22 protein-coding genes and 2 tRNA genes are annotated in these 19,379 nt (G+C 56.2%); 14 read left to right on the top strand and 10 right to left on the bottom strand.

Annotated features, from left to right (window positions below; all coding sequences use genetic code 11):
• Nucleotides 1-4: 4 nt before the first annotated feature.
• Nucleotides 5-871 (top strand): HAD-IIB family hydrolase, encoded by an 867-nt coding sequence (locus B1757_RS07920; RefSeq protein WP_101537793.1) that lies wholly within the window; start codon nucleotides 5-7, stop codon nucleotides 869-871.
• A gap of 261 nt (nucleotides 872-1,132) precedes the next feature.
• Here B1757_RS07920 and B1757_RS07915 read toward each other — a convergent pair.
• Nucleotides 1,133-1,209: transfer RNA gene (locus B1757_RS07915), tRNA-Arg, on the bottom strand.
• A gap of 10 nt (nucleotides 1,210-1,219) precedes the next feature.
• Nucleotides 1,220-1,879 (bottom strand): RlmE family RNA methyltransferase, encoded by a 660-nt coding sequence (locus B1757_RS07910; RefSeq protein WP_101537792.1) that lies wholly within the window; start codon nucleotides 1,877-1,879, stop codon nucleotides 1,220-1,222.
• Nucleotides 1,880-1,967: 88 nt separating this feature from the next.
• Between B1757_RS07910 and B1757_RS07905 the strand changes: the two genes are divergently transcribed.
• The 3 genes from B1757_RS07905 (at nucleotide 1,968) to B1757_RS07895 (ending at nucleotide 3,356) form a co-directional block, all read left to right on the top strand.
• Nucleotides 1,968-2,270, top strand: coding sequence for a YhbY family RNA-binding protein (locus B1757_RS07905; RefSeq protein ID WP_101537791.1), 303 nt, complete (start codon nucleotides 1,968-1,970; stop codon nucleotides 2,268-2,270).
• Between the two features lie 103 nt (nucleotides 2,271-2,373).
• Nucleotides 2,374-2,757 carry a Co2+/Mg2+ efflux facilitator ApaG/CorD gene (gene apaG, locus B1757_RS07900; RefSeq protein ID WP_101537790.1) on the top strand — a complete coding sequence of 128 codons (384 nt, stop codon included), beginning with the start codon at nucleotides 2,374-2,376 and terminating at the stop codon, nucleotides 2,755-2,757.
• 11 nt (nucleotides 2,758-2,768) lie between these two features.
• Nucleotides 2,769-3,356 (top strand): class I SAM-dependent methyltransferase, encoded by a 588-nt coding sequence (locus B1757_RS07895; RefSeq protein ID WP_253253776.1) that lies wholly within the window; start codon nucleotides 2,769-2,771, stop codon nucleotides 3,354-3,356.
• A gap of 125 nt (nucleotides 3,357-3,481) precedes the next feature.
• Here the strand turns inward: B1757_RS07895 and typA are convergent, their stop codons facing one another.
• Together typA and B1757_RS07885 are read right to left on the bottom strand one after the other, a co-directional pair.
• Nucleotides 3,482-5,305, bottom strand: a complete 1,824-nt coding sequence (typA, locus tag B1757_RS07890) for a translational GTPase TypA (protein WP_101537788.1) — start codon at nucleotides 5,303-5,305, stop codon at nucleotides 3,482-3,484.
• 154 nt (nucleotides 5,306-5,459) lie between these two features.
• Entirely contained in the window at nucleotides 5,460-6,746 is a 1,287-nt protein-coding gene (locus tag B1757_RS07885) for a porin (RefSeq protein ID WP_101537787.1), read from the bottom strand.
• 197 nt (nucleotides 6,747-6,943) lie between these two features.
• Here B1757_RS07885 and B1757_RS07880 point away from each other — a divergent pair.
• From B1757_RS07880 to hslU, 7 genes are all read left to right on the top strand, one after another.
• Nucleotides 6,944-7,017 (top strand) — tRNA-Gln (locus B1757_RS07880).
• Nucleotides 7,018-7,209: 192 nt separating this feature from the next.
• The gene (gene dapF / locus B1757_RS07875) at nucleotides 7,210-8,082 is read left to right on the top strand and encodes a diaminopimelate epimerase (protein ID WP_101537786.1); all 873 of its coding nucleotides are present in this window, start codon (nucleotides 7,210-7,212) and stop codon (nucleotides 8,080-8,082) included.
• Between the two features lie 18 nt (nucleotides 8,083-8,100).
• Nucleotides 8,101-8,277: a hypothetical protein gene (locus tag B1757_RS15405; RefSeq protein ID WP_172437645.1), complete on the top strand. Its 177-nt coding sequence runs from the start codon at nucleotides 8,101-8,103 to the stop codon at nucleotides 8,275-8,277.
• Between the two features lies 1 nt (nucleotide 8,278).
• Nucleotides 8,279-8,962 (top strand): DUF484 family protein, encoded by a 684-nt coding sequence (locus tag B1757_RS07870; RefSeq protein ID WP_101537785.1) that lies wholly within the window; start codon nucleotides 8,279-8,281, stop codon nucleotides 8,960-8,962.
• Complete coding sequence (locus tag B1757_RS07865) at nucleotides 8,956-9,912, top strand: tyrosine recombinase XerC (protein ID WP_101537784.1); 957 nt, start codon at nucleotides 8,956-8,958, stop codon at nucleotides 9,910-9,912. The genes B1757_RS07870 and B1757_RS07865 overlap by 7 nt, the downstream gene beginning before the upstream one ends.
• Nucleotides 9,909-10,448 (top strand): ATP-dependent protease subunit HslV, encoded by a 540-nt coding sequence (hslV, locus tag B1757_RS07860; RefSeq protein WP_101537783.1) that lies wholly within the window; start codon nucleotides 9,909-9,911, stop codon nucleotides 10,446-10,448. Before B1757_RS07865 ends, hslV begins: the two co-directional genes overlap by 4 nt.
• Nucleotides 10,449-10,450: 2 nt before the next feature.
• Entirely contained in the window at nucleotides 10,451-11,773 is a 1,323-nt protein-coding gene (gene hslU, locus B1757_RS07855; RefSeq protein ID WP_101537820.1) for an ATP-dependent protease ATPase subunit HslU, read from the top strand.
• Between the two features lie 38 nt (nucleotides 11,774-11,811).
• Here hslU and B1757_RS07850 read toward each other — a convergent pair whose 3' ends face one another.
• The 5 genes from B1757_RS07850 to ftsY all read right to left on the bottom strand — a co-directional run bounded on the left by B1757_RS07850 (nucleotide 11,812) and on the right by ftsY (nucleotide 15,913).
• Complete coding sequence (locus tag B1757_RS07850; RefSeq protein ID WP_101537782.1) at nucleotides 11,812-12,135, bottom strand: hypothetical protein; 324 nt, start codon at nucleotides 12,133-12,135, stop codon at nucleotides 11,812-11,814.
• Between the two features lie 4 nt (nucleotides 12,136-12,139).
• A complete protein-coding gene (gene rpoH, locus B1757_RS07845) occupies nucleotides 12,140-13,000 on the bottom strand; it encodes an RNA polymerase sigma factor RpoH (RefSeq protein ID WP_101537781.1) in 861 nt (286 codons plus the stop codon).
• Nucleotides 13,001-13,137: 137 nt separating this feature from the next.
• Complete coding sequence (ftsX, locus tag B1757_RS07840) at nucleotides 13,138-14,046, bottom strand: permease-like cell division protein FtsX (protein ID WP_253253775.1); 909 nt, start codon at nucleotides 14,044-14,046, stop codon at nucleotides 13,138-13,140.
• Nucleotides 14,043-14,714 carry a cell division ATP-binding protein FtsE gene (gene ftsE, locus B1757_RS07835; protein ID WP_101537780.1) on the bottom strand — a complete coding sequence of 224 codons (672 nt, stop codon included), beginning with the start codon at nucleotides 14,712-14,714 and terminating at the stop codon, nucleotides 14,043-14,045. The genes ftsX and ftsE overlap by 4 nt, the downstream gene beginning before the upstream one ends.
• Nucleotides 14,711-15,913 carry a signal recognition particle-docking protein FtsY gene (gene ftsY, locus B1757_RS07830; RefSeq protein WP_101537779.1) on the bottom strand — a complete coding sequence of 401 codons (1,203 nt, stop codon included), beginning with the start codon at nucleotides 15,911-15,913 and terminating at the stop codon, nucleotides 14,711-14,713. Before ftsY ends, ftsE begins: the two co-directional genes overlap by 4 nt.
• A 116-nt stretch (nucleotides 15,914-16,029) precedes the next feature.
• Between ftsY and rsmD the strand changes: the two genes are divergently transcribed.
• From rsmD to B1757_RS07815, 3 genes are read left to right on the top strand one after another with little or no spacing between them, the layout of a single operon-like run.
• The gene (gene rsmD / locus B1757_RS07825) at nucleotides 16,030-16,602 is read left to right on the top strand and encodes a 16S rRNA (guanine(966)-N(2))-methyltransferase RsmD (RefSeq protein ID WP_101537778.1); all 573 of its coding nucleotides are present in this window, start codon (nucleotides 16,030-16,032) and stop codon (nucleotides 16,600-16,602) included.
• The gene (coaD, locus tag B1757_RS07820) at nucleotides 16,599-17,123 is read left to right on the top strand and encodes a pantetheine-phosphate adenylyltransferase (RefSeq protein ID WP_101537777.1); all 525 of its coding nucleotides are present in this window, start codon (nucleotides 16,599-16,601) and stop codon (nucleotides 17,121-17,123) included. The genes rsmD and coaD overlap by 4 nt, the downstream gene beginning before the upstream one ends.
• A 28-nt stretch (nucleotides 17,124-17,151) precedes the next feature.
• Nucleotides 17,152-17,403, top strand: coding sequence for a YfhL family 4Fe-4S dicluster ferredoxin (locus B1757_RS07815; RefSeq protein WP_101537776.1), 252 nt, complete (start codon nucleotides 17,152-17,154; stop codon nucleotides 17,401-17,403).
• Here B1757_RS07815 and B1757_RS07810 read toward each other — a convergent pair.
• A complete protein-coding gene (locus tag B1757_RS07810) occupies nucleotides 17,387-19,366 on the bottom strand; it encodes a dynamin family protein (RefSeq protein ID WP_101537775.1) in 1,980 nt (659 codons plus the stop codon). The two genes, B1757_RS07815 and B1757_RS07810, sit on opposite strands and share 17 nt — an antisense overlap.
• Nucleotides 19,367-19,379 lie beyond the last annotated feature (13 nt).

Genomic DNA, 19,379 nt, shown 5'->3' with positions numbered 1-19,379 from the left:
CAGCATGCACAAGCCCGACGCTGAAATTCAGCCTTTATTGCTCTGTTGTGATCTGGACCGCACCTTGATTCCCAATGGCAGCCAAGCGGAAAGTCCGGAGGCCCGACCCCGTTTCCGGCAGCTCTGCTCCCATCCCGCCGTGCACTTGGCTATGGTTACTGGAAGACATCTGGATCTGATTCACGAAGCCATCAAACACTGGCAACTGCCCACTCCAAACTTCATTATTGGCGATGTCGGCACGAGTATTTATACCTTTGCCGAGGGAGAATGGCAGCCGTGGACCCATTGGGCCGCCGAAATCGGTCCCGATTGGGGAGGCATGACCCACGGGGACATTGCCGAAGAGCTCGCGGATATCCCCGCCATCACCCTGCAACCAACGGCCCAGCAGGGAGTGTTCAAGGTCAGTTATCAGGTAGGGCTGGATGCGGATCGGGAAGCACTCGAGACAGAACTCCAGCATCGTCTCTGGGGCATCGGCGTCAACGCCCGACTGATCTGGTCCGTAGATGAACTGGCGAACGCGCGCTTGCTGGATATTCTCCCCAACAGCGCCAGCAAGCTCCATGCCGTCGAGTTTCTGGGGCAACAGTATAGCTACCCTACGGAACGTACTGTTTTTGCGGGAGACTCAGGCAATGATCTGGAAGTATTGGGAAGCCATATTCACGCCATTCTGGTGGCCAACGCCCACCCTGAAGTACAGGAAGAAGCCCTCCGCTTGGCAACAGCTTCAGACTTGCCCGATGCCCTTTACATCGCTAAGGGCGGCTTCCTGAGCATGAATGGCTACTATGCCGCCGGCGTGCTGGAAGGACTCGCGCATTATATTCCCGAAACCGCCGGGTGGATGGCATTGTCCGACTAACCGGAGCATGAGCTACGAGATCAAACCGATAGAACCCTAGTTTGAGCCACCCTGACAATAGCGGCCTATCCCGTTTCAAACCGCCCTATAGTTTTGACTATCCGCTGACCTCGACGGCTTCATGGCAGAGCTCCGCATGTATCATGATCTAGGTTGGCCCCTCACTTGGGGTTGCTCCCGAAATTCAGGGTTCTTAATGGCAACATTTGGACACAAAAAAACTGGCACGCAGCCAGCTATCTTGTAACACGTTGATTATATTGGTGCGCAGTACTGGATTCGAACCAGTGACCTTCGGCTTCGGAGGCCGACACTCTATCCAGCTGAGCTAACTGCGCGTGCCGCAGATTATAGGGAACTCGCAGGCAGCTTGTCCAACCTTTCCTGGGCAAGCCCCTGAAAATCCAACGCCAGCCAGTATTGTTCCGTCGAACGGGCGCGGGAGGCTTCGGGCTTGCGCACCACAATTTTTTTGAAATCCTTGCGCAGGGCGCGGCGTAATTCTTCGGCGCCGGAGCCCATAAATACTTTGATCAGCAAAGTCCCACCCGGTCGCAACCAGCGCTGCGCCATGTCCAGGGCCAGCTCTGCCAGATCAATGGCACGCGCCTGATCCACACTGGCAATGCCGGACATATTGGGCGCCATATCACTCATGATGAGATCCGCGCCTTCGGGCAGGGCTTCGCGACAGGCGGCGATCACCGCATCTTCGTACACATCACCGCAAATCACCGTGGCGTCGGCCACCGGGTCCATGGGCAAACGGTCCACAGCCACCAGTCGGCCCTGCCGGCCAATCAGGGGAGCGGCCACCTGGGTCCAGCCTCCGGGTGCTGCACCCACATCCAGAATCCGCATGCCGGGCCGAATGATGCGATCTTTTTCCTGGATTTCCAGCAATTTATAGGCCGCCCGGGAACGATAGCCCTCTTTCATGGCGCGCTGGACAAACACGTCCCGAAAATGTTCTTTCAGCCATTTTTCACTGGATTTACTTCTCGCCACAACGCCATCCTCCACCCTTTGACCACTGCATCGCGCAAACGTACACTCCCTTCCACCTTTTTTGAAACGACTACCTGACGAGGATACCATGCTGGACGCCAAACAAAGACAAAACCTGCGCGGTCAGGCTCATGCCCTCAAACCGGTGGTCATGATTGGCGCACAGGGGCTGACAGACGCCCTCCTCGCCGAGCTAGAGGTGGCTCTGGATGCCCATGAACTCATCAAGCTTCGCCTGCCCCAGCTGGAGCACGCCGCCCGCGATAGCATGGTCGAAACCCTCTGTGCGCGCAGTCACGCCGAAGCGGTCGGGCGTATCGGACGCATACTCATTTTATTCCGCGCCCGCCCCGCCCAAACCCAGCAAATCGACCCAACGCCGATAAAATAAGGGCCCGCTATGAAGTGGGTCCTATTTCACGGCTTGGCAGTCAGCACCGTCATCGCTAGACTGTTCCTGAACAATCTACCGGCCCACGGCCCGGAGCAGCATCATGACCGATAAAACCCCCACGGATATCCAGATCAGCGTCGAAACCCGCTATCTTCCCGAGCAATCCAGCCCTGAACAGGCTCATTACGCGTTTGCCTATCAGATCACCATCGAAAACCACGGCCCCGAAACCGCCCAGTTACTCAATCGGCATTGGATCATTACCGATGCCGAGGGCCGCGTGCAGGAAGTGCAGGGGCCAGGGGTTGTTGGTGAACAACCCGTATTGCAGCCGGGACAACGCTTTCGCTACTCCAGCGGTTCAGTGCTTCCTACCCCGGTGGGCAGCATGCACGGCAGTTATGAGTGGGTAACCGCCGATGGAGAAAACTTTGAAAGCCCCATCCCCGCCTTTCGTTTGGCCGTCGCGACGGTTTTTCATTGAGTCGGAGCAGCTTGCAGCGCGCCTACGGCATCTGGGCGCCGATATATGATCGGGCGGTACGCGGTTTTTCCGAGCCCCTGCGAAAACGCAGTCTCCGCCAGATTCCCCAGGACACATCCTGTCAGGTACTGATTGATGGTATTGGCACCGGACTAGACATTCCTTTCCTACCCGCCCACTGTAGCGCCGTGGGTATTGACTTGACCCACGCCATGCTGCGTCGTGCGCAAGATCTGCAGCCCAGCATTCCTTTGGCCCGGGCCGATGCTGAAAGCTTGCCTTTTGCCGATGCCTCTTTCGATTTTGTGGTCATGCATCTGATTCTGGCGGTCGTTCCCCATGCCGAACAGGCCCTGGCCGAAGCCAGCCGGGTTCTCAAGCCCCATGGTCGCATACTGCTGCTCGACAAATTTTTGCGTCCTGGCCAGAAAGCCTGGTTAAGGCGAGGTCTGGGAAGACTGGCGGGTGCCATTGCCACCCATACAGATATTACTTTTGAAGATGTTTTGGCAGGACGACCGGAATTACACTGCGTTCATGACGAACCCGCCGCCATAGGAGGATGGTTCAGACTGATCACCCTGGAAAAACAGGCCTAATCAGTATCAGGCAGACAGCAGGGTCAGGTCACAAAAACCGCTCTGCAACCTATTTACAACCCCCTGCCAAATCCCAACGACAACGCTGTCCTGAACATCAGGCCAGCGCCATCTGTCTGGAAAAATCAGTTACCGCCACCGCCGCGTGCCGCCTTCTTGCGCTCATTCTCGGTAAGATAACGCTTGCGGATGCGGATGGACTGGGGGGTCGCCTCCACCAGTTCGTCATCGGCAATAAATTCCACTGCCGCTTCCAGGGTCATTTTAACCGGAGGGGTGAGCATGATGTTTTCATCAGAACCTGAAGCACGCATGTTGGTCAGTTTCTTTTCCTTGAGGGGATTGACCACCAGATCATTGTCGCGGCTGTGGATACCAATCACCATGCCTTCGTACACCTTGTCGCCGGGGCTGACAAACATCCGGCCCCGATCCTGCAGGTTGAAGAGGGCAAAACCCACGGCCTCGCCTTCTTCCGCCGAAATCAGCACGCCATTGTTCCGGGCTGGAATACTGCCTTTGACCGGGCCGTAGCCATCAAAAATATGGCTGATAACGCCGGTACCCGATGTCGCTGTCAAAAACTCCGTGTGGAAACCAATCAGACCCCGCGCTGGAATTTTGTATTCCAAGCGCACCCGGCCACGACCATCAGGGATCATATCCTGCAACTCCCCACGACGAATGCCCAGGCGCTCCATGATGGTGCCCTGATGGGTTTCTTCCACATCCACCGTCAGCGCCTCATAGGGTTCTTCCCAGACGCCATCCACCTGCCGCTGGATCACCCGGGGGCGGGAAACGGCCAGCTCGTAGCCTTCGCGCCGCATGTTTTCAATGAGAATGGTCAGATGCAGCTCGCCACGACCGGACACCATGAATATATCGGCATTGTCCGTATCTTCGACGCGCAGCGCCACGTTGATGAGCAGTTCCTTGTACAAGCGGTCGCGTAACTGGCGACTGGTGACGAACTTGCCTTCCCGACCGGCAAAAGGACTGGTATTCACCTGAAAAGTCATATTCAGGGTTGGCTCATCAATAGGCTTCCAGGGCAGGGCTTCGGGGGCTTCAGGCGCAGCAATGGTGGCACCAATGGAGGGCTCTTCAATACCCGTTACCGCCACAATGTCGCCTACCGTGGCCGCTTCCCAAGGTACCCGCTTGAGCCCGTCAAAGCCCAGCAACTGCAGGATACGCGCCTTGGTCTGGGTCTGATCCACTCCGTGAATCAGGACGATATCCTGGCCCGGCTTCATGGACCCCCGACGGATGCGGCCAATGGCAATCCGACCCACATAGCTGGAGTAATCCAGATCGGCAATTTGCATTTGCAGCGGGCCTTCGGAATCGCCTTCCGGGGCATGGACGTGAGATAGAATCAGTTCAAAGAGGGGTTTCATGTCGCCCGAACGCACATCGGGATTCTCTCCCGCATACCCTTGCAGACCGGAAGCGTAAATCACCGGAAAATCGAGCTGATCTTCGGTAGCACCCAGCTTGTCGAACAAGTCAAAAGTGGCACTGATCACATAGTCTGGACGGGCACCTGGGCGGTCCACCTTGTTGATGACCACAATAGGTTTCAAACCCAGCTCCAGGGCCTTGCGGGTCACAAAACGGGTCTGGGGCATGGGGCCTTCCACCGCGTCCACCAGCAGCAGCACGCCATCCACCATGCCCAGTACCCGCTCCACTTCCGCACCAAAATCGGCGTGTCCAGGCGTATCGACGATGTTGATGTGGGTGTCCCCCCACTGCACCGCCGTATTCTTGGCCATGATGGTAATGCCCCGTTCCTTTTCCAGGTCATTGCTGTCCATCACCCGCTCTTCCACCTGCTGGTGGGCGGCAAATGTACCGGACTGACGGAGCAACTGGTCCACCAGGGTGGTTTTGCCATGGTCAACGTGAGCGATGATAGCGATGTTACGGATTTGACGAGCCACTGATATTCCTCAAAACGGTCATAAGAAAAAACGCGGGCACCTGCTACCCCGCAGCGGGTTTTCTTATAACGGTATCCTGTCGAAAATGCAAATAAAAACCGCCCCAAAAGGGGCGGCAAGAGAGCGGCCGAAGCCGCCCGGGAATAACTTTAACTTAGAAACCCGCCTGGAACTGCAATACCATGGTGTTGTAGATGTAGCCATTGACAGGCACCGAACCTGATCCAAAAGCACCATCGTGACCAAGGTATGCCTGGCGGTACATAGAACCACCCTGAGGAATCACATAGTTAGCCTGAATACGGGCCGCATAAGGATTGTTGGGATTAAAGGAGTAGTTGACACCGATCGTGTAGTTATTGAGGCTACCTAGGTTGTTGTCGCCCGTCCAGTTGAAGCGCTCAAAGCGGAACGCTGGCTCGATATCCAACCAATCCGGCGTCAGGGTCATCTGATGCAAGTTAGCGGCCAATGCCACATACCAATCCTGAGCACCCAAACCCGCTATGCCTTGGTAGCTGGTCACATGACTGTACTCTGCCATATATTTCAAACCCATCAAGCCACCCCGAGCGCCGACGTTCCAAGAGTCGATTTGCTTTGCAAGGCCTGGGGCAGAATTAAGCGTATCTGCACGAGCACCAGACAGCTCGATATTCAGCAGCGGATTCAGCTTGTAGCCGACCATACCCGCAAAAAGGTAACGACCAGTTCCGTTCGTAAGAATACCGCCAACTTTTGTCTGGCCATAAGAACCACCTAAAGCACTGGGACCACCAAATGGTACAGCAACGTTGGCATATTCTTTTCCATAAGGATTATTACCGAAAAGCGTAAAGGCGTTATTACCATCCAATGAATGGTTATCAAAAATACCTAAGCTGTAGTAAACACCGGTACCCATCACGTCCTTACTGTGGAACATGGCACCAGCACTACGATCCGCGCCTAAAGATTGATTCATGGAACGCTGGATAAACCACAAATCATCACCACCAAACTGCGTCCGCTCCATACCCACAGGCACACGGAACTTACCAACTTTCAGCTGTACCTCAGGAATGAAAGCGAAGTTAATTTCTGCATCCTGTACTCCGGACTCACCTTCAACACCCGGAAAAAATTTGCTGGCTCCTTGGAGAGAACCGCCACTCATCCAGGCGCCATCCCACTTATACTGGAAGTTATAGGTCACACCCTTCACGGCGGTGCCTTTCACACCAAGACGGATACGATGCGCACCAAAAACTAGTCCTTCGTTTCCAGAACTACCAAACTGCTGACTGCCGGTAATCTGGGCATATCCGTACAGAATCGGACCGGTATCCTGAGAATTCTCAGGCAGAAACACTTTGCTGGAAGTGTCACTGGTTGCGGCAAAAGCTGCACCAGGCACCAAAACTGCGGCCGCAACGGCCAAAGCGATAAGATTCTTTTTCATGATAAGGCTCCTCCTCGAGAGCATTGTCTGGATACTACGCTGCAAGTTATAGCATCGGTGTGGGTGCTTTGCAACATTTTGACAACACCCTTTTTACAACGTCGGCGAAATAATCACATTACCATTCCAAAATATCTCCATAACCGCCACAGAATTTGACAGAAGAGTCAGCTCGTGGCTATCATCGCGCCCACTCTTGGGGAATCGTCTAGCGGCAGGACAGCGGACTCTGACTCCGCTAACCGTGGTTCGAATCCACGTTCCCCAGCCAACAACAGGCCTAGCTGACTTGCTAGGCTTTTTTATTTGCCCAGGATTCACCGGCGATACTGCCCCCTGGTAGGCATCCACGTTTGCCGAAAGTCGCCCATACTACTGAAAAGACCTCAGCAGAAGGCAGTGTGGACGCCTTGCGACCTATCCAGCGAAGCAATTACCGCTGCACCGTGTTACACTTTACTTCATGGAAGCTCTGCAACCCCATTCTGATAGCGTCCTGCATTTCACCAAAATGCAGGGTCTGGGCAATGATTTTGTCGTACTGGATGGCATTCGCCAAACAATTCATTTATCGCCAGAACAGATCCGCGCCATAGCGGACCGCCACTTTGGCATCGGTTGCGACCAGATTCTGCTGGTAGAAAAACCCGAATCCCCGGATTGCGATTTTCGTTACCGCATTTTCAATGCGGATGGTAGTGAAGTGACCCAGTGCGGAAATGGGGCGCGCTGCTTTGCGGTATTTGTGCGTCGGGCCGGGCTCAGCGACAAAGCCATTATTCAGGTAGAAACCCGGGCCGGGCAGATGCAACTGCAGATTCTGGAAAATGATGAGGTACTGGTGAATATGGGTGCCCCGCGCTTCGCTCCCGAACAGATCCCCTTGCGAGCAGCGGAAGAAGGCCCGGAATACCTGCTGGAAGTAGATCATGACACCCTGCGCATGGCCGCCTTGAGCATGGGCAATCCTCATGCCGTGCTGCGCGTGCCCGATGTCCGCGAAGCACCGGTCACTCAACTCGGGCCAAAAATCGAAAATCATCCGGACTTTCCGGAACGCTGCAATGTCGGCTTCATGGAAATCTGCGACCGTACCCACATTCGTCTGCGAGTCTGGGAACGGGGGGCAGGAGAAACCCTGGCCTGCGGCAGCAATGCCTGCGCTGCGGTGGTGGCCGGTATCCGCTGGGGCGAGTTGGACGAACAGGTTGCCGTGGATCTGCCGGGGGGGCGCTTGTCCATCCAATGGGCAGGACCCGGACAAGCGGTTATGATGACGGGACCGGTCCGGGTGGTTTTTGACGGCACCTGGCCATCCAGACAGACCGCCCAATAGCAAAGGGAGAATCCAGTCATGCAGGACACCATATTGCGCGCCATTGCCGAGAGCCTCAACAGCAGCCCGGAACAGCTGGCTTTTTTACAGCCACTCAGTGATCAGGAAGGCGAAACCCTGGCCCATCTCATCGCAGCACTGGAAATTCACAGCGCAGCAGAACGCTACAGCGATACCCACTGGGAGGATGACTGAATTGGCCAGCGTCCCGGAGCAGGATGATCTGGCGCAGCAAGTCCACCAGTATCTGCGCGAGCATCCGCAATATTTATGGGACCAGGAAGACCTGCTCCTTTCTCTGACCTTACCGCATGTGGGACGTGGCTCTGCTTCTTCACTGCTGGAAAGGCAGGCCCAGATTTTGCGAGAAGAAAATCAACGCTTGCAGCAGCGTATCAGTGCCCTGCTGGGGGCTGCCCAACAAAATGCCGCCCTGGGCCTGCACCTTTCCGATCTGGCTACCGAGTTGCTCAATACACCCGACTGCCCGGCCACTCTGCATACGGTGCTGACCCGTCTGCGCGAGGGTTTCCAGGTGGAAGCCTTGGCGCTGATCGCCCGCGCGCCGGTAGCGGAGCTGCCGGAATTTGCCGTGCTCGAAGCCACAGACTTTTTGGCCTTGCTGGATGACGCCCCATCTTTACGGGCGGCGACCGGCTTGTCTCTTTCGCCAGCACTCCGTAGCACCTTGTTTGCAGCGGATGGTGCGGCGTTGGAGTCCTTTGCCCTGATTCCGCTGGTCGGTCAGCATCTCCAGGCGGGGATTGTGCTGGGCAGCCAGAGTCCCGAGCGCTACGCCGAGGATGCGGGTGCTGATCTGCTCAATCAGATTGCCCGCTTGGTGACAGCGGCCCTGGATCGCTGCCTGACTCCATGCTGATTGAGGAAGCCATCGCCGATTTTCTGAACGCTCTTGTCCAGGGCGGTCGCTACAGCCCCGCCACCATCGGGTCTTACCAGCGCGACCTGCAGGGCTGGAGGCAATTCATGCAGACCCGTAAGACTCAAGACGAGGCCCAGCGTATGGATGCTGTCCAGCCCGCCGATCTGCGTGCCTATCTGATGCATGAACGCAGTCGCGGGGTAGCAATCCGCAGTCTGCGGCGTCGCTTTGCGGCCCTGCGCGCCCTCTATCGCCACTTGCAGAAAAATACCCCGGAGCTGCCCAACCCCGTGCAAGGCATCCTGATGCCCAAGTCTGAACAACGTTTGCCCGACTGGTTGACCGTAGATCAAGCCAAACAGTTGATGGACACCGCAGACAGCTCCGCAAATGCGCCGGATTTTGCCCAAATCCGCGACCAACTGATCCTGGAGCTGCTCTACTCCAGTGCCCTGCGCGTCAGTGAACTGGCGGGCCTGGACTTACTAGATCTGGATCGTCAGGGCGGCAGCGTGCGGGTCATGGGCAAGGGGCGCAAGGAAAGGCTGGTCCCGGCAGGCTCGACAGTCTGGCGGGTTCTGACTGCCTATCTGCCCCTGCGCCATGCCCTGCTCCTGGACAAGCAGCATCTGGAAGAAAGCGCCCTGCTCCTCAATGCTTCCGGTCAACGCCTCAGTATCCGCAGTATCCAGATCCGCATCAAAACGCTGGGTGAAAAGCGCCTGGGTCAGCATATGCATCCCCATACCCTGCGCCATAGCGCCGCCAGTCATTTTCTCCAGTCCGCCGGAGATTTGCGCGCCGTGCAGGAATATCTGGGACATGCCGGTATTGCCACCACGGCCATTTATACCCATATGGATTATCAGCGTCTGGCACAGGTCTATGATCAAGCCCATCCCCGCGCCAAACAGTCCAAATCATTGCAAAACGAGGATCCCTTATGACAGATGCGTTACCCCTGCACGGCACCACCATTCTTTGCGTCCGCCGAGGTGCGAATGTGGTGATGGCAGGTGATGGCCAGGTCACTTTTGGCAATACCGTCATGAAAGGCAATGCGCGCAAGGTGCGGCGCATCGAGCCCGGAGTGCTGACCGGTTTTGCGGGGGCGACGGCGGATGCTTTTACCCTGCTGGAACGCTTCGAGGCCAAACTCAAGGCCCATCCGGGGCAGCTGGCCAAGGCCGCCGTCGAACTCGCCAAGGAATGGCGCACCGATCGGGTATTACGGCGTCTGGAAGCCATGCTCGCCGTGGCCGATGACAAACAAAGCCTGATTATCACTGGACAGGGCGATGTGCTGGAACCGGAATATGGCATCATTGCCATTGGTTCCGGTGGCCCTTACGCTCTGTCGGCTGCCCGCGCCCTGCTGGAAAACAGCGCCCTAACCGCCCGCGAAGTGGCCGAAAAGGCTCTGGGTATTGCCGGCGACATCTGTATTTACACCAACCACCACCACACGATTGAAGAACTATGAGCATGTCTGAAATGACCCCCCGCGAAATCGTCCAGGAACTGGACAAGTACATCATCGGCCAGTCCGAGGCCAAGCGTGCGGTGGCTATTGCCCTGCGCAACCGCTGGCGACGTGCCCAGGTCCCGGCTCCCCTGCATCAGGAAATCACTCCCAAGAACATTCTGATGATTGGACCGACGGGAGTGGGCAAAACCGAAATTGCCCGGCGTCTGGCGCAGCTGGCCAATGCGCCTTTCATCAAGGTGGAAGCTACCAAATTTACGGAAGTCGGTTATGTGGGCAAGGATGTGGAGTCCATCATCCGCGATCTGACCGAAACCGCCGTAGACATGATCCGCAGTGAACGCCAGACCGCCATGCGCCAACGGGCTGAGGAAATGGCCGAAGAACGCATCCTCGATGCCCTGATTCCGGGTCCCCGGGATAGTTCCGTGCCACGCAACGATGAAGGTACCCGCCAGAAATTCCGCAAGATGCTCCGGGAAGGTAAACTCGACCAGCAGGAAATCGAGATCGAAGTGGCGGCTCCCAAGGCTGGCGTGGAGATCATGGCGCCCGCCGGCATGGAAGAAATGACCAATCAGCTGCGCGATATGTTTTCCAACATGTCCCAAGGCAAGACCAATACCCGCAAAGTGCCGGTGGCCGAAGCTCAGCGTCTGCTCACTGACGACGAGGCCGCCAAACTGGTCAATGAAGAAGAAGTCCGTGCCCTGGCTTTGGAGCGGGTCCAGTCGGGAGGGATTGTGTTCATTGATGAAATCGACAAGGTCGCCGTGCGCTCCGGCAGTCAGCAGGGCACGGACATTTCCCGGGAAGGGGTTCAGCGCGATTTATTGCCGCTGGTGGAAGGCTCCAATGTCAGCACCCGCTATGGGGTGGTGAAAACCGATCATATTCTCTTTATCGCTTCCGGTGCCTTTCACCTCAGCAAGCCCTCGGACCTCATTCCGGAACTGCAGGGACGTCTGCCCATTCGCGTCGAGCTGGACGCCCTGAGTGCAGCGGATCTGGTGAGGATTCTGCAGGAACCGGAAAACGCTCTGGTGCGCCAGTACAGCGCCCTCCTCGCCAGTGATGGAGTCACCCTGCAATTCACCGATGACGGTGTGCAGCGTATTGCCGAAATTGCCCAGCAGGTCAATGAAAGGGTCGAAAATATCGGTGCCCGCCGCCTCCACACCATCATGGAAAGGCTGCTGGAAGAAGTGGCATTTACCGCCCCGGACCTCGGCCAACCCAACGTGGAAGTCAATGCAGCCTATGTGGATGGCCGCCTGCAAGATCTGGCCCAGGACGAAGATCTGTCCCGCTACATTTTATAGTGTGCAAATTTGGGGGGATGAAAGCCCTGATTGAACAATCAGGGCTTGATATACAAGGCCCCTGCTGCCTGAGCTTCGGCAATGGCAATGACACCGGCAGGCACCAGATGACTCCCTGCTGGTCGGGTAGCGGGATCCAGGCCCATGTTACGCAGACTGTTTTCACAGAAATCCACAGTTAAACCAGCGGTAATCCGTTCTTCGATTTCCCGCCGCCAGTGTCCATGCGCCCACAGAGAAACCGGGGACTGGCCGTTGGCAATGACGCGCAAAGCCCGACCCGGATCCGCCGCCGCCGCGTTACGCACATTGGCCAGGAGATTCGGCCACCGTCCTGCGTCATCAATATGAAACAGCAGCATCCGCTCAGGCCGCCGAACTCAGCGCCAGCATTTTCTGGCGCAACTTGTTCATGCTGCTTTTTTCCAGCTGGCGGATGCGTTCGGCAGAAACACCGAGCTCATCGCCGAGCACCTGCAAGGTCTTGGGTTCCTCACTGAGCCAGCGATTTTCGATGATATAACGATCCCGCTGAGGCAGGGCTGACAACGCACGCTGCAAGGCGGCATGCTGATGGTCATCCCAATCCCGGGCGAACAGTTGATCTACCGTTGAATCCGCGGGATCGGCCAGTTCCATTACTCGGGAATTTCCGCTCTCTTCATCGGGCTCCATGTTCAGGGAGTAATCGTGACCGGTCATACGACCTTCCATTTCCAGGACCTGTTCCTGAGTCACACCCAAGTCTTCGGCAATGGCAGCACTTTCTTCCCCACTCAGCCAGCCGGTGTGAGTACGACTGGAACGCAGGTTAAAGAAAAGCTTGCGCTGGGCTTTGGTGGTCGCCACTTTGACAATCCGCCAGTTACGCAAAATGAACTCATGTATTTCTGCCTTGACCCAATGCACGGCAAAAGACACCAGACGCACACCATGATCTGGATCATAGCGTTTGACCGCCTTCATCAGGCCAATATTACCCTCCTGAATCAGGTCTGCTTCCTGAAGGCCGTAGCCCCGATATCCCCGAGCAATGCGCACCACAAAACGCAGGTGACTGAGCACCAGAGATTTGGCTGCTTCGACATCATCATGATCGCGCAGTCGCAGAGCCAGATCCCGCTCTTCTTCAGGCTCCAGCATCGGCTGGGCATTGACGAAACGCAGGTATGCCGCCAGCCCGTCGGTGCTGACCAAATCCCTACTGGCTATAGCAAGTTCATTCATATTTTGTCCTCATGACAATCATGATACCTTGGACTCTCAATATCTGTCGTAAGTTCCAAGCCGCAAAACAGTACGCAGACACTACTTAATGAACAGTTGGGGATCACGTAAAGCCTTTTCAAGGGCTTTCTGCCTTTTTAAGAAAAAGTATGGTCGAGATGTTGGCCTACGGCAAGTCGGGAGCCCAGCCAGCCGAGGATGGCGCTGATGGCAATCAGAATCAATCCTTCCAAGCCTGTCAGTCCCAAAAGTTCAAAGCGCGTGCCGTAGAGGGTAGCCAGACGATCTACCGGTCCCTGCAAAATCGCGATGGTAATGGCAATGATGATCCAGGCTAAAATACCAGCGATGGCGCCCTGAATCAGCCCCTGATAAAGAAAAGGTCGGCGAATGAAAGCGCGAGTGGCCCCCACCAAACTGGCAATATCAATTTCATCGCGGCGCTGGGCTATATGCAGACGAATAGTATTGCCCATGACCAGAATGGCGCCAACGGCCAACATGATGGCGAGAATCCAGACGGCGGTTTTCCCCAGGGCGAGAATTGCCTGGAGGCGCGCCACCCAATGCAGATCCGATTGGGCGCTGGCAACGCCAGGCAAACGTGCCCAGGACTGGATCTGCGCCTGCAGGGCAGCGGGGCTTTCGGATAAGGGATTCAACTCGACAATAAATGAAGCCGGCAGGGGATTTTCACCGAGAATCTTGATGGCTGCGGTCATGCCGGCATTTTTCTCAAATTCCTGGAGGGCTGCAGACTTACCCACATAGCGGACATTGACGACCCCGGTACTGCTCTGGAGCTGTTTCTGAAGTTGCTGGACATCCTGCTCGGTGGCGTCCTGATGCAGAAACAGGGAAATCTGCGCCTGGTCCCGCCACTGTCCCAGCAATTGCTGGAGATTATTCAAGGCGGCAAAAAGACCGACGGGAAGCGCCAGCACAATGGCCAGGGCGAAAATGGTCATCAGCGTCGCCAGTGGCTGCTTGACCAGGGTGTGCAGGGCGTTTTGGGCGGCTTCCAGACGAATATGTATGGCACTCACGCGGACTTCTCCTGAGAATTCTGCAGCATGCCTTGCTCCAGATGAAATACCGGCAGCCCCAGACGCTCGACCTGGGTCTGGTCATGGGTTGCCACCAGAACGGTGGTGCCATGTTGATGAAAGTCCCGGAACATATCGAGAATTTCCGTGCTCAAGGAACCGTCGAGATTGCCGGTAGGCTCGTCTGCCAAAAGAATTTCCGGGGTATGGACAATAGCCCGGGCAATGCCCACCCGCTGCTGTTCGCCTCCCGACAGGGTTGCCGGCATGTTGTGAATCCGATTTCCCAGGCCGACTTTTTCCAGGGCGGCACGTACCCGGTTTTGAATCAGCTTGGCATGCATGCCACTGACCTGCAGGGTCAGGGCGACATTGCTGAATACATCACGATCCATCAACAATTTGTGGTCCTGAAAAACCACGCCGATGCGCCGCCGATAAGCAGGTATGTGGCGTTTTTTCAGGGTCGACACATCCACACCATTGACCATCAACGTACCGTGGCTCACATCTTCCAGACGCAGCAGCAATTTCAGCAAGGTGCTTTTGCCGGCTCCGGAAGGACCGGTCAGCAAAGCCATCTGTCCGGTCGGGAGCTTGAGATTCAGCTCGCGGAGCACATGATGACGACCGGGATAGTGCTTGGTAACATTGATAAATTCAATCATGACTTCGACTCCGCGAAGAGAGCATCCACAAACGATTCAGGATCAAAGGGACGCAGGTCGGCCACCTGTTCACCCATGCCGATATAACGAATCGGAATAGGCAGGGCCTTGGCAATGGCGGCCACCACCCCACCCTTGGCGGTCCCATCCAGCTTGGTAATACAAATACCAGTCAGGCCAATAGCTTCGTGAAACTGCTGGGCCTGATTGAGGGCATTCTGTCCAGTGCCGGCATCTAGCACCAGCCAGACCTGATGGGGAGCATCCGGGTCCTGCTTGCCCAGTACCCGCTTGACCTTTTTGAGTTCTTCCATCAAATGATTCTGGGTATGCAAACGCCCAGCCGTATCGGCAATGAGTAGGTCGGTGTCCCGGGCGCGGGCGGCGGTAAAGGCATCAAAAATCACCGAGGCACTATCGGCGCCGGTTCCCTGGGCAACCACCGGCACCTGTACGCGCTGGCCCCAGCCTTGTAATTGTTCCACCGCCGCTGCCCGGAAGGTGTCACCCGCAGCCAGCACCAGGGAAAAACCTTCCGCTTTCCAGCGGGCGGCGAGTTTACCGGTGGTCGTGGTTTTTCCCGCACCATTGATGCCGACCATCATCAGCACCTGGGTTCGTCCTTTTTCAGGTGCCCAGGTTTCAGCGCGGGGTTGCAGAATATCGAGAAGGGCACTGCGCAGGGCTTTTTTGAGTACGGCGGGGTCTGTCAATTCCTTACGACGGACCTTTTCAGTCACGGCCGACATGATTTCCAGGGTCGCCGCTGAGCCCAGATCGGCCTGTAAAAGTAAGGCCTCCAGATCTTCCAGCAATTCATCGTCGATGACCTTCTTGCCCAGCACGAGCCGGCCCACACCTTCGGTAAACTGTTCGCGACTGCGACTCAGGCCCTCGCGCAAACGCGCAAACATACTTTTAGGCGGAGCGCTGTCTGCAACCGGAGGGGACAGATCATCTCCTCCAGATGACTGGGATATTTTTTCGGCGGCGTCTTCTGGCAGAAGTTCGGGCAGCTGATCTGATGGAGAAGCGGCAACTTTGTCGGTTTCTGCTGATTTTGTTTCTGGCTCCAGCACTTCAGGAATATGGCCCTCGGCCGGCGCTTCCGATTCCCGGTGAGTAGCAGCGGTTTCGGAGGCTTCACTCAGTTCCTCCGGAGAGGGGCTTTTGTTACGCTTGAACCAGTTAAAAACCATCGAGTTTACAGAACCTCACATATCATGAACCCTGACATTATCCACCGAAGCCGCCTGCCGAACAATGCACAGGCGCAAACCTCCTGTTATATGGGCAAAATCCAACGGAGATATGGATGACTGTGCGGATTATTGCGGGTCACTGTCGGGGGCGCAGCCTGCTGACGCCCTCTGGACCTGGCGTCAGACCCACCCCGGGAATCGTGCGGGAACGCCTTTTTAACTGGTTGGGGGGCGCCGTTTCCGGAGCGCGGGTACTGGACCTCTTTGCCGGCAGTGGTGCCCTGGGCCTGGAAGCCTGGTCGCGCAATGCCGGAGAGGTGGTTTTTGTGGAAAAAAATCCGCAACATCGCGCCTTATTGTTACGCAACCTGCAGGTCTGCGGGATGGCCGAGAGTCAGCTGGCGGGCAAGGATGCACTGCTTTATTTGCAGCAGGATCACCGTCCCTTTGATATAGTATTCGCTGACCCACCCTTTGATCAGGGCTGGCCTCGCCGCCTGGCCGGTGCGTTGCGTTCCACGGCCACCTTCCCCACCCCTCGCTGGCTGTACCTGGAAAGTTCGGCCACCGAGCAATGGCAGGAAGCAGACATTCCGACCGGCTGGCAAGCCTATCGGCACGGCCATTGTGGCGAGACCTTTTATACTTTGTACTGCAAGCAGCAGGAGAATATGGATGAGGCATGAGTAGCTCAACCCAGCCAAGACGCATCATTTATCCCGGCACCTTTGACCCCATCACCCACGGGCATGAAGATCTGGTGCGCCGTGCCGCCCTGCTTTTTGATGAGGTTGTGGTCGCCATCGCGGCGGAAACGCCTAAAAACCCCATATTTTCTTTAGAGGATAGGGTCGCTCTGGCCCGGGAGACCCTGGCTGGCATACCGGGAGTCCGGGTGCGTGCCTTTTCGGGTTTGCTGATTCATCTCCTGGAAGAAGAAAAAACCCATCTGATTTTGCGGGGCCTGCGGGCCATTTCGGATTTTGAACACGAGTTTCAGCTGGCTTCCATCAATCGACGTATGGACGCGCAAATTGAAACTCTGTTTTTGATGACTTCCGACCAGCATACCTTCCTTTCTTCCAGCCTGGTCCGGGAAATCAGTCGCCTGGGCGGCGATGTCAGCGCCTTTGTCCAGCCTGCCGTGGCCCGGGCCCTGAAACAGCAGTTCAGTGACAGGGTGGACCACCGTCCTTCAGGAAAGTAGAATATAGAATTGGTCCAAGGAGTAAGGCATGTCTCTGCGTATTGATGACAACTGTATCAACTGCGATGTCTGTGAACCTGAATGTCCCAACAGCGCCATCAGCATGGGTGCGCATATATATGTGATTGACCCCGCTCTTTGTACCGAATGCGTGGGGCATTACGATACACCCCAGTGCATGGAGGTATGCCCGGTGGATTGCATCAGCAAGGACCCCGAACATGCGGAGTCCCCCGAGCAGTTGCAAGACAAGTTTCTCCAGCTTACCGGACAGGCCTGAAGGGCTCCCTGAGCAGCGTCAGCAGGGGCGCAGACTGCCGATCCAATCGATCACTTTGTGCCTGGAGTTCGATAATATTCTGCTCCAGCTGCTCTACGCGGGTGTCAATATTACCCATTGTTGTGGCGATATTCTGCAAAGCACTCAGTTCATCTTCGGCGTTCTGATGAAAAAGCTGAAGCTGTTGATTCATGACGGCCATGATTTCATCCACCCAGTTTTCGGCTTCGCGGCGGGTTTCCACGACAAAGTCCCGGGTACGGCTGGCCACGGTCAGAAATGCCTTGCGCACCACCGCACTCTGGGTATTCACCGCGATTTCCAGCATCATGCCAAAACGCTCATAATTTTCTGACATATCCATCAACTCTGCACGTCTGGGCATCATGGCATAGGGTACAGCCCGCAACGGTGGTAGGCGGTAGCGCTTCTGCAAGGACTGGTATTCTTCGGCCACCATGGCTGAGACTTTTTGTGCGCCCTCCAGAGCCCGGTCAAAGTGCGCAATGGCTTCACTGAAAAACTGCCGGAAGCGTTCGACAATTCCAGCAGTGGTCCAGGCTGAGAGCATTTCCGCCTTGGCATTACTGATGATTAAATCGAAGCTATTGGGTGCCAGCGGAATTAACAGCGCTTCTTCAACGGCCTGACGAAACTGGGCTTTTTTCTCTTCAAACGCCTGCCGGTCGGCTTCGAAGTTTTTCAGCAGCAGCTGATGCTGCTTCACTAATTTGGGGATTTTTTCGGCGGTACGGTCCTTGAGGCTCTGGACACTTTCCATTTGGGCCAGCAAACGGTGGCGTTGATCCTGAAGAATATTTTTTTGATCGAGAACCGCTCTTTCAATCTGAGTCCGGCATTTGTCTTTAATGGCTTCATGGCGTGCCGGAAGCAGTACGTCCACAATGGATCGTTCCAACTCGGCCATGCCACTGCGTTGCAGTAGATCTGCGTCCTGACGGATGCGCGCCACCAAGCCTTTCTGACCGGACACCGGAATGACCTGGGCGGGACTGATCCGCAAGCGGGTCGCGGTATTTTCTACCTGCCGGGCAATTTCCTGTTGAATATCGTCCCAGTCTCGCAATTCGTCCCAAAGGGCATCGATTTTGTTCAGAAGCACGATTTGTTTTTGATGGGCATTACGCAGCAGATACTGGTCCCAGATCATCAGATCGCTTTGCGTCACCCCGGTATCCGCCCCCAACAGAAAGACGATGGCGTCGGCGTCGGCCAGCATACTGAAAGTCAGCTCGGGTTCGGCACCAATCGCATTCAAGCCGGGCGTATCCAGCACGGTCAGGCCCGCATCCAGGACCGGATGGGCCAGATAAACAATGGCATGCCGCCAGCGGGGAATCAGCACCTTGCCCAATCCGCAGGAAGGACAGACAGTCCGCTCGCGATTTTTGGGGGTCCGGTTAAGCGGCGGACAAAGACCGATGCGACGGGCATCTTCTACGGCCACGCAGACGGTTTCTGTCAGATGCGCCAGAGACTCGGAGCGCTCCTTTTTGTCCTCCAGGGACAAGGGAAACTTGCGCCAGGCACTACCCGCTTTTTTGAGCTTTTCAATACTGACATCCAGACTGCGACTGGCTATGGGTAAAAGCTGCAGTCCGGGACGTCCCTGGGGGGCACCGCGAATTTCCACGGGACACATGGTGGTCTGACCGGAACTGGAGGGCAGAAGCCGTTGCCCCATGTCAGAAAAAAACAGGGCATTGATCAGTTCGGTCTTGCCCCGGGAAAACTCTCCGACAAAAGCAATTCGCAAACTGTCCTGTTCCGTATCATAAGCCAGGGTTTCCAGTTGCAGCATGGTGCCACTGGGCAGCAAGCCCAGATCGGCCGTGAGTGCCGCCATTTCATGCAGGCCGCCAACCAGCTCCTGCCGCCAACGATTTAACGCCGAAAGGCCTTCCAGAATGGGGGATTGGGTCATCGACTGCGCAGCGCTCATTATTCACTCCCTG

It is taken from the genome of Acidithiobacillus marinus (assembly GCF_002847505.1).
GTDB lineage: Bacteria > Pseudomonadota > Gammaproteobacteria > Acidithiobacillales > Acidithiobacillaceae > Acidithiobacillus > Acidithiobacillus marinus.
Note: the sequence above shows the minus strand (reverse complement) of the source record. Positions and strands in the feature narration are given on the sequence as shown.